This is a genomic window from Pedobacter sp. ASV28 (assembly GCF_016428855.1).
In the GTDB taxonomy this organism is placed as follows: domain Bacteria; phylum Bacteroidota; class Bacteroidia; order Sphingobacteriales; family Sphingobacteriaceae; genus Pedobacter.
Genome location: NZ_JAELTN010000111.1, coordinates 1 through 8,381, shown reverse-complemented (window position 1 = coordinate 8,381; position 8,381 = coordinate 1). Strand labels below are relative to the sequence as shown.

At 37.1% G+C, this 8,381-nt stretch carries 9 protein-coding genes; 5 read left to right on the top strand and 4 right to left on the bottom strand.

Annotation, left to right across the window (positions count from 1 at the left end; all coding sequences use genetic code 11):
* Positions 1–138 precede the first annotated feature (138 nt).
* Together JHD79_RS22200 and JHD79_RS22195 are read right to left on the bottom strand one after the other, a co-directional pair.
* The gene (locus tag JHD79_RS22200; protein ID WP_199121554.1) at positions 139–498 is read right to left on the bottom strand and encodes a CoA-binding protein; all 360 of its coding nucleotides are present in this window, start codon (positions 496–498) and stop codon (positions 139–141) included.
* Positions 499–575: 77 nt separating this feature from the next.
* A complete protein-coding gene (locus JHD79_RS22195) occupies positions 576–2,117 on the bottom strand; it encodes an NAD(P)/FAD-dependent oxidoreductase (RefSeq protein WP_199121553.1) in 1,542 nt (513 codons plus the stop codon).
* A 206-nt stretch (positions 2,118–2,323) separates the two neighbouring features.
* Between JHD79_RS22195 and JHD79_RS22190 the strand changes: the two genes are divergently transcribed.
* From JHD79_RS22190 to JHD79_RS22170, 5 genes are all read left to right on the top strand, one after another.
* Positions 2,324–2,905 (top strand): LemA family protein, encoded by a 582-nt coding sequence (locus JHD79_RS22190; RefSeq protein WP_199121552.1) that lies wholly within the window; start codon positions 2,324–2,326, stop codon positions 2,903–2,905.
* 91 nt (positions 2,906–2,996) lie between these two features.
* Complete coding sequence (locus tag JHD79_RS22185; RefSeq protein WP_199121551.1) at positions 2,997–3,437, top strand: TPM domain-containing protein; 441 nt, start codon at positions 2,997–2,999, stop codon at positions 3,435–3,437.
* Positions 3,438–3,518: 81 nt separating this feature from the next.
* Entirely contained in the window at positions 3,519–4,295 is a 777-nt protein-coding gene (locus JHD79_RS22180; protein WP_199121550.1) for a YgcG family protein, read from the top strand.
* Positions 4,296–4,348: 53 nt separating this feature from the next.
* Positions 4,349–4,735: a hypothetical protein gene (locus JHD79_RS22175; RefSeq protein ID WP_199121549.1), complete on the top strand. Its 387-nt coding sequence runs from the start codon at positions 4,349–4,351 to the stop codon at positions 4,733–4,735.
* Between the two features lie 118 nt (positions 4,736–4,853).
* A complete protein-coding gene (locus JHD79_RS22170) occupies positions 4,854–5,399 on the top strand; it encodes an NUDIX hydrolase (RefSeq protein WP_199121548.1) in 546 nt (181 codons plus the stop codon).
* Between the two features lie 32 nt (positions 5,400–5,431).
* Here JHD79_RS22170 and JHD79_RS22165 read toward each other — a convergent pair whose 3' ends face one another.
* Positions 5,432–6,463, bottom strand: a complete 1,032-nt coding sequence (locus JHD79_RS22165; protein ID WP_199121547.1) for a S41 family peptidase — start codon at positions 6,461–6,463, stop codon at positions 5,432–5,434.
* A 17-nt stretch (positions 6,464–6,480) separates the two neighbouring features.
* The gene (locus JHD79_RS22160) at positions 6,481–8,250 is read right to left on the bottom strand and encodes a S41 family peptidase (RefSeq protein WP_199121546.1); all 1,770 of its coding nucleotides are present in this window, start codon (positions 8,248–8,250) and stop codon (positions 6,481–6,483) included.
* Between the last annotated feature and the right edge of the window lie 131 nt (positions 8,251–8,381).

The following is an 8,381-nucleotide window of genomic DNA, read 5'->3' as shown; positions in this document are numbered from 1 at the left end:
AAGTAGGAAATAATCCCGAACCCGCAAACACATACAGGGATATTGCTCCGCGAAAACACATAAGCACATGGTTTACAGAAAGAAAAAATGAAAAGAAAAATCTAAAACACGACTTTAATCCTTAAAAACACCCAATTACTAATATTGGCCAATACTTAAAAGCACTAGTGTACATGCTTCTATATACTGTATCCCTCGTTCTTTAAGCGCCTTTTCCAATTTAGGGTTTTCTGTTCCAGGATTAAAAATTACCCTTTTAGGTCTAGTTTTAAAAATGTAATCGTAATAATCATCCTGCAAAGCGGGTCCTATATATAAGGTTATGGTATCAATATCATCGTGTATCTCTTCAGGCTTCTCAATTTTAACACCCGCTACAGTCCCCTGCTTAATTCCAACATTGACGATCGGATGCCCCTTTGAAGTTAGCATATGAGCTGCCCTGTAGGCATAACGATCTGCATTTGGCGTTGCCCCTATGATTAATGTTTTTTTCATGTTAATATATACAGTATTAATTATTCGTGTTTAATAAGCTTGCAGTAGACCTATAGTTCAACACAACAGTTACTTCATCATAATTGTTTAGCTACCGCATTGGCACAGTTTATTCCATCTATTGCTGCAGAAACAATTCCTCCGGCATAACCAGCCCCCTCGGCACAAGGATATAGACCTATAATCTGGGGGTGTTGAAATGTTTCTTTATCACGAGGAATACGAACAGGGGAAGAGGTTCTACTTTCCACGCCCACCAATATGGCTTCATTGGTATAATAACCTTTCATCTTCTTCCCAAATAATGGCAATGCAGATTTCAAACTTGTAGTGACAAACTCAGGAAGTATATTGTCCAACATTACACTCTTTGTGCCTGGTAGGTAAGAATTCCTTGGCAGATCAATCGACAGTTTATTTTCCACAAAATCGATCATCCGCTGTGCGGGCGCAACTAGGTTTCCTCCTCCCGCTTCAAAAGCCAAATGCTCTATTTCAGATTGGAAGTTCAACATTCTTAGTGGATCATAGCCCTGCACGTCTTCCAAAGTTACCTGCACAACCGTACCCGAATTAGCGAAAGGATTATTTCTTTTGGATGGGGACCAACCATTGACCACGATTTCGTCCTGTCCGGTAGCACATGGGGCTATTATTCCTCCGGGACACATACAAAAAGAAAATACTCCCCTTCCTTTAACCTGCTCTACCAAGCTATAATAAGCAGGAGGCAGGTATTCACTCCTTATGTCACAATGGTACTGAGCGCTATCTACCATCGACTGTGGATGTTCTATTCTTACTCCCAGCGCAAATGGTTTTGCCTCGATCAAGATATTTTTACGATTTAATAATTCATAAATATCTCTAGCCGAATGACCTGTGGCCAAAATAACGGATTTGGTAGGCAGTTCATGCTCATGGTTAATTATTACCCCTCGTATCTTACCTTCTGTGGTGACAATATCTGTCAGTTTCGAATCAAACCGCACTTCTCCACCTGCATTAAGAATAGTTTGCCTAATAGCCGTAATAATATGCGGCAACTTATTGGTGCCAATATGAGGACGGGCGTCTATCACAATATCTTCGGCAGCTCCATGTTGGACAAAAATCTGCAATACCTTATTAATATCACCTCGTTTATTGGATCTGGTATATAACTTACCATCGGAATATGTCCCAGCCCCGCCTTCTCCATAGCAATAATTCGATTCGGTATTTACCAGTCCTTGTTTATTAATAGCTGCTAAATCCCTCCTGCGCTGTTTCACATCTTTTCCACGTTCTATTACTATTGGCTTTAATCCATTTTCAATACATTGAAGTGCCGCAAAGAGTCCGGCAGGGCCTGCTCCCACAATGATGACCGTTTTGGCATCTGCTACCTTTTGGTATTTTAGGTTATAATGCTCAGAAATGTAATCCTCATTGATAAAGACCCTGACCTGCAGTCTATACACCACCGTTCTTGAACGCGCATCAATGGATCTTTTAAGTATCTTAAAATAGCGGATTTGCTCTAATTTAGTATTTAAAGCTTTGGACAAACCATTCATCATGGCCGACCTATTATCTATATCCTTGGGAAGAATTTTAATTTCTATATCTTTCTGCATATCTATAGTCGAGTTTTTATCTCGAATCCTACAAAATTACGTTTTTTCATTAGCATTCACATTTTTGACAAGATTTGCGCTTTAGTCATTATTTAAATAACTTAGATAAGGAAATATGGCAACTTGTCAGTTTTCTACAAGTTTCAGTAACAAGGAATGAATATTGATATCTAATCTTTAAATAAAAAACCTAAAAAGAATATCACATGAAAAAAGTTTTAATTGGAATTGTTGCAATTGTTGCAATACTGGCATTGTTTAGCGGCTGTGGATATAATAGCCTAGTAAAACTTGATGAAGATGTTAAAACAAAATGGAATAATGTGGAAACACAGTATCAACGCAGGGCAGATCTGATCCCAAATTTGGTAAATACGGTTAAAGGGGCTGCAAAATTTGAGCAGGGAACATTGACAGCAGTTATCGAAGCACGTAGCAAGGCCAGCCAGATTACCATTGACCCCAATAAGCTTAATGAAGAAAATATCCAAAAATATCAAGCTGCCCAAGGCCAGATTACACAAGCATTAGGCAAATTAATGGTGTTGACAGAAAACTATCCTCAATTAAGGGCTACCGATCAGTTTAGGGATTTATCGGCACAGCTTGAAGGTACTGAGAATAGAATTACCGTTGCCCGTAAAGATTTCAACGAATCGGTACAGGTTTATAACACTAAAGTAAGGTCTTTCCCTAACAATCTCACGGCAGGCCTATTTGGCTTTAGCCAAAAATCTGGCTTTAAAGCCGATGCGGGTGCCCAGAATGCACCTAAAGTAGAATTTTAGTGATAAACTAACTTTTCATAGAGCAATGTGTCGATTTATACGTTATGTATAATAAGATTACATTGCTCTATACTTTATTAATTTGATACTTATGTCTATTTTCACTACACAAGAACAAGAATTAATTGCCAACGCCATTACTGAAGCCGAAAAAGCTACTGCTGGCGAAATAAGAATTGCCGTTGAGAAGAATTGCAAGGGGGATGCATTTGAAAGGGCGACCAAATATTTCTCTGAATTGGGAATGGATAAAACGAGCAAGCACAATGGCGTGCTGATCTATTTAGCTTATGAGGATCATAAGTTTGCCATTATTGGCGATAGCGGCATCAACAGACTAGTACCTCCCGACTTCTGGGAAACGACCAAAGTTGCCATGAAAGCACATTTTATGGCAGGAAATATATGTGATGGTCTTATTGCAGGCATAGCCTTGGCGGGAGAAAAACTATCTTTATTCTTCCCTTACGAAAGTGGCGATGTGAACGAACTACCCAACGATGTTATTTTCATTGATCATCAAAAGCAATAATTTAAAAAATTGGCATTACCCTGTGAAGACGGGCTCATTGGTTAGGCCAAAAACAACTACAACGTGATAATCACTATACGGATGAAAAAAACAATTCTTCTTTTAATTTTATTGCTTAGCTATGTTTTCGGCTTTTCACAGACTTTTCCTGAAAAGTCGAATAGGCTCGTTAATGATTATACTAACACCTTATCTGCAAGCCAAATTGCACAATTAGAAAGCAAATTGATTGCTTTTGACGATTCCACTTCCAATCAGATTGCCGTTGTCATTATGAAATCTGTTGGTGATTACGACATTAACGAATATGCTTTGGAACTTGGCAGAAAGTGGGGAGTTGGTGGCAAAAGCAAGAATAACGGAGTAGTGCTTCTTATTGCCATTGGCGACAGAAAGCTCTCCATACAAACGGGCTACGGACTGGAAGGGGCTTTGCCGGACGTTTACACAAAACAAATTATAGAAAACAATATTAAACCTTTTTTCAAAGAAGGTAATTATTTTGGAGGAGTTAATGCCGGGGTAGATTCAATCATTTCTTTAATTAAAGGAGAATATAAAGCCACTAAGGCAAAAAATAAAAACAATGCGGGCAAAACTGGATCAGGACTAATTGTTTTGATCATCATCATCGTCATTATCATTATCTTAAAAAAAGGTGGAGGTGGTGGCAACAATGAGGTTATTGGCGGTAGAGGCTCTAACGCTTTATTCTGGGCCATGTTATTTGGCGCTGGAAGAGGAAATTCAGGTGGAGGATTTGGCGGTGGCGGAGGATTCGGTGGTGGAAGTGGCGGCGGCTTCGGAGGATTCGGTGGAGGAAGCTTTGGAGGCGGTGGAAGTAGCGGCAGTTGGTAGTTAGGGATTGATTAAAGTACCTTTTTTAAAGGTTACAACATAACAACATTTAAATGTACAGAAGGGACTTATTAAAATCGGAAATAGAAAGGTTAGCGCAGGTATTAGCAAGAATTATGGGGTTGAAATTGGAAGGACATCTTGGTGAAGCCAAAGAACTCTTTAACCAGACCCTAGAAGAAGCCTTCTTACTTTCACCCGCTATTTTAGAAGAAAATACTGTTGATCAATTCGAAAAATGGCTTAACGAGACCGAGCTACCTGCCGAGAAACTGGATTCACTAAGCGAATTTATGTACTACGAATTAGGGATCAGCCCGCAGCGTAATCAACTTATCGCCCCAAAACTTAACCTTGTTTATCAACTATTAGCCGATAAGCACAAAATAGTACACTTGGTTAACTTTCATCGACAAGAAATTATACAACAATACCTTTAACAAGGTAAAATTCAAAAGTAAAAATTAAGAAAAGACAAACTAGAGGTACTACTCCCTTTCAAGCATCATCAGAATTAAGCACTTTTTAATTTTTACTTTTAACTTTTGAATTATATAAATGGAAATAAAGAAATGGGAAAAACTTACCTCTAAATATTTGGTAAGAGAGAAATGGGCCACATTAAGAGTAGATACCTGCAAATTACAAAACGGTGCCATTAAAGACGATTATTACGTACTAGAATATCCTAATTGGGTAAATGCGGTGGCACTTACCAAGGAAAATCAAGTAATTATGGTACGCCAATATCGTTTTGCAGCAGATATTATTTCTTTAGAGATTCCAGGAGGTGTTATTGATGACGGTGAAAATTCGGAAGCTGCCATTAAACGAGAATTACTGGAAGAAACCGGATATAGTTTTGATAGTTGTGAGCTGATCGCTACTTTATATCCTAATCCAGCAACAGCAACAAATAAAACTTTTACCTATTTATTAAAAGGTGGCGTAAAAACTCATGAACAGCATTTAGACGAGCATGAAATTTTAAATGTAGAGCTTTATAGTATTGATGAGGTAAAACAATTACTAAAAGACAATAAGATTGATCAAGCTTTACATACTGCTGCCTTATTTTACGGATTGGCAGCTCTAGGGGGTTAATATCCATAGCAACTAAGCACTCCTTATAAAAATTAAGGAGTGCTTATTTTTTCATTAATGACTTCAATTGCCCTTTTTAAATAAGAATCATCACTGCTTTTAAGTGAACCAATGTTGTCAACTGGATAATCAGGTTGCAATCCTTTTCCTACTTCTGCATATTCCTTCTTATTCCTGTCAATGGTATTCCCTTCAGTAAGCACTAAAAATGCGCCATTAGATAATTTATGCTCCTGATTAGCGGAAGTCAATCCAGTAGTTTTTGTTCCAACAAAGGAAATATTTTTCTGTCCAACAAACGATATTGCGGCAAATTCCCCGCTACTTGCTGTTCCTTGGTTAATGAGTACCACTATTGGGGTTTTTGCTATTTTAATTTTTTGATCGCCCATTTTAAATTGATGCGTCACTAAATCATTCTCATAAAATCTTCCATTTTTAAATTTCATAAAAATATACTTCCCCAATCCATCTTTCCACCCAATCACTTTACGTTGGTTTAAAAATGGGGAGATGGCGGCATACATTGGCACAAACATCCCTCCTTCATTGTCACGAATATCAATCATCCAGCCCATTGGGTGTTTTGATTCCAATTCGGCAATTTTATCCCAAAAGGTTTTTACATATTCATCCCACTCTTCAAAGTTAAAACTAGCAAAGGATGGTAGTTGTATATAAGCATAACTACCTTCTAAAATAGCCGACTTAATTTCAGGGAATTGTTGTCCCGTTTTTCTGTAACCCAACAAATAAGCTTCAACCTGTTTAGGTGAAAAGAATTTAGAATGGCTATCTTCCAGTTTTAGCAAGGTCTTTTTGATGATTGGATAAGTGTCTGCTATTGTTTTCGCATTTTCGGCCGCTGCATTAGCATTTTTATAGATTTCTTCCCAGTTTAACCTACTACTGTTCACAGATCTTTTTTTCATTAGATCCAATGCTTCTTTTAGATAAAGTTTAATGCTATCTACTTTGCTTTTTCCCAGATTAACCAAGTTCTCTTGTGCATTAACCTTTACAAATAAGAGTAGGAAAAGCACCACCAAAATATTTTTGTTCATCTTCTGTAATCTCCTCCTTATGGTTTTCCAACTCTATCAATGGCATATCCTAGAAATACATCCTTTCCTTCAAGCATATCAGCTTTGGTAAATTTTATTTTCTTGTCAATTTTCACACCTACCCCCTGAGCAGAAGTACCATCATTATAATAAATAGCATTGCCTGTAAAGTGTATGATATAATTACCTGGAATATTGAGGTATTTTTCGTCTCCATCACCTCCAGAAGTTTGCTCACCTATAGTTACCGCTTGAGGAAACATGGATTGAAGATTCATCGTATTCCATTCAGACAAACTGCGTGTTCTGGCATTTACAATAATGGCCACTTTGCCTTTGTAGACAAAATGTTCCGGCACAATATCTACGTTATTATAAACTTCGGGGGAGTTGATCCAATTAAATGTACCAATGTTATTCAAATCAGCTTTGACATATTTAGCAAAGCGATTATCTATAGACCCAAATTTCTTGTATAAATAGCTATACATAAATCCAGACCATTGAGGATAGCCTCTCATGTCAAAAATGATTGCCTTTTGCTGCGCTGCCAAATTCAAGATCGAATCTACATGATTGTCTATTTTATCTTCGGCAATATTTTCCATCAATTGAATAATTTTATCAATATTGAAGTAAGCGATATGATGATCCAACAGCATAAATCCTTTCAATTTATTTGAAGCTTTGGCTCTATTTTGGAAAAATACATTGATTTTTTCAAGAGCTGGCCTATCGTTCAAGCGGATAAATTTTACTGTTGTAGCCTTAGTCCCTTTACTGCCGATTAATTTTAAGCTCGCTTCTGGACGATCTAAACTCCAAATAAAGTTGGTATTATAGTTATTCAAATTTGAGACTAGGGTACTTCTATTAGATGCCGACAACAGCCCACTCAATATATCAATTCTAGCAGCAACGGTTTGTCCATTGATTTCTGTAATCCAATCTCCAATATTAATACCCGCTTCCCCACAAATCTCAGGCACAATAATTCCTGTTACCAGCATACGTTTGTCCATAATCTTATAATCAAAAGGCGGATAAAAAGTATTTTTAAAAATCTGATTCTTAAATTTTAGGTTTGTATAAAACCTATTGTAAGCATGCGAATCGTTTAAGTTTGCCACAATTTTCAGGATCAAAATTTCGTATTCCATTCTCGAACGGCAGTTTTTAAACAGTGGGATATTTCTTTTTATCACCACATCCCAATTCTCCTTCATCAACTTATGATGTGGATATAGATAATCTATTACGCCCTGTAATTTAGCCAAAGCCAAAAGTCGCATCGATTCTGGCAAATTAACTGTCGCTTCAAAAGCATATTTTTTCTCATTCGGAATCTCCGTATGATAATTAAGCACTGGGGCATAGTAATTACTTTTAATGTTTCTACTGTTATATACCCGAAGCAATAACTCCTTAAGAGAAACATTTATTTCCTTGCTTTCCACATACCATTGATGTAGCCCATTAATTTTTATAATGTTATTAAGGGAAGCCTGATGCAATTCCAGGTTAGGGCTTAACGCACCAAGAGACTGCACAGATTGAATAAGCATATTGTTAATTTCTTCTCTTGTTTTTATATCCTGCAATAGTTCTTGCTTGACCAAGAAAAAAGAATCGGCATCCATTTTTCCCGAGGTAAACTTCTGATGGTTATATTTCAGAAAATTCCATGTTTTGATAAAAAGAAATAGCTTGTCGGTTTCGTTAATATTTTGGGCAAGCGTGACCAAACAAGCAAAGCATAATAATAAGGTATAGGCGATCTTTTTCATATAAAGTGTTTTCTATTTCCTTCAAAAATGCAGGATGAAAAGAACTGTCAACTCCTGAAGTTGACCAACATGGATTTTTCATTGACGAAACCTGTAAATTATCCTAAATCTACTTAAGCCTTAATCAATCC

Excerpts from the sequence above, each read along its gene's own strand:
- JHD79_RS22200 (WP_199121554.1), bottom strand. The coding sequence starts at position 498 with ATGAAAAAAACATTAATCATAGGGGCAACGCCAAATGCAGATCGTTAT.
- JHD79_RS22195 (WP_199121553.1), bottom strand. The coding sequence starts at position 2,117 with ATGCAGAAAGATATAGAAATTAAAATTCTTCCCAAGGATATAGATAAT.
- JHD79_RS22190 (WP_199121552.1), top strand. The coding sequence starts at position 2,324 with ATGAAAAAAGTTTTAATTGGAATTGTTGCAATTGTTGCAATACTGGCA.
- JHD79_RS22185 (WP_199121551.1), top strand. The coding sequence starts at position 2,997 with ATGTCTATTTTCACTACACAAGAACAAGAATTAATTGCCAACGCCATT.
- JHD79_RS22180 (WP_199121550.1), top strand. The coding sequence starts at position 3,519 with ATGAAAAAAACAATTCTTCTTTTAATTTTATTGCTTAGCTATGTTTTC.
- JHD79_RS22175 (WP_199121549.1), top strand. The coding sequence starts at position 4,349 with ATGTACAGAAGGGACTTATTAAAATCGGAAATAGAAAGGTTAGCGCAG.
- JHD79_RS22170 (WP_199121548.1), top strand. The coding sequence starts at position 4,854 with ATGGAAATAAAGAAATGGGAAAAACTTACCTCTAAATATTTGGTAAGA.
- JHD79_RS22165 (WP_199121547.1), bottom strand. The coding sequence starts at position 6,463 with ATGAACAAAAATATTTTGGTGGTGCTTTTCCTACTCTTATTTGTAAAG.
- JHD79_RS22160 (WP_199121546.1), bottom strand. The coding sequence starts at position 8,250 with ATGAAAAAGATCGCCTATACCTTATTATTATGCTTTGCTTGTTTGGTC.